The following is a 571-nucleotide window of genomic DNA, read 5'->3' on the forward strand; positions in this document are numbered from 1 at the left end:
GGGCCGCTACAAAAGCAGCCGCCTGACCGGATCGGCCGGCGGCCGGGCGCGATGGCGAATGCGCGATGTTCTCAAAGGCAAACCGGATACCTCGTCATGTCCACGCCCGGATCGCATCGTGATGCTGATTCGGATCCCTCTCTCGAATAGGCACCCGGTCTGCTTCCCGAATAGGCGATCAGTCCGCCGGTTTGGATGATCGTCCGTATTGTCAGCGCAGGCCATCGAGGCTTGAGACGCACTAGCCCGATCGACACGCACGATGACGGCCCGGCGAAACACCGAAATGACGCTTGAAGAAGCGTGCGAGGTGAGATTGGTCGGAAAACCCCGCGGCGACGGCGATTTCAGCGAGCGAAGCGCTGGTTTCCTCGAGCAGCCGCCGGGCGCGATTGACCCGCAGCACCTGCAGGTATTGGTGTGGTGTCCTGCCGGTGGTCGCAAGGAAGCGCGAGAAGAAGATCGTCCTGCTCAGCCCTATGCTCGTCGCGAGCTCGCCGAACTGGAAATTGCCGGCGAGATTGCTTTCGAGGAACTCGTCGATGCGCCGCATCTGCGCCGCCGAAAGCGT

1 protein-coding gene is annotated in these 571 nt (G+C 62.3%); it reads right to left on the reverse strand.

From position 1 onward, the window contains the following. Positions 1 to 241: 241 nt before the first annotated feature. The coding region (locus tag DNK89_RS23800; RefSeq protein WP_153064347.1) for a helix-turn-helix domain-containing protein at positions 242 to 571 on the reverse strand (330 nt) is incomplete at its 5' end.

The sequence above is a fragment of the Acidovorax sp. ST3 genome, from assembly GCF_003231145.1.
Taxonomy (GTDB): Bacteria; Pseudomonadota; Gammaproteobacteria; order Burkholderiales; family Burkholderiaceae_C; genus Acidovorax.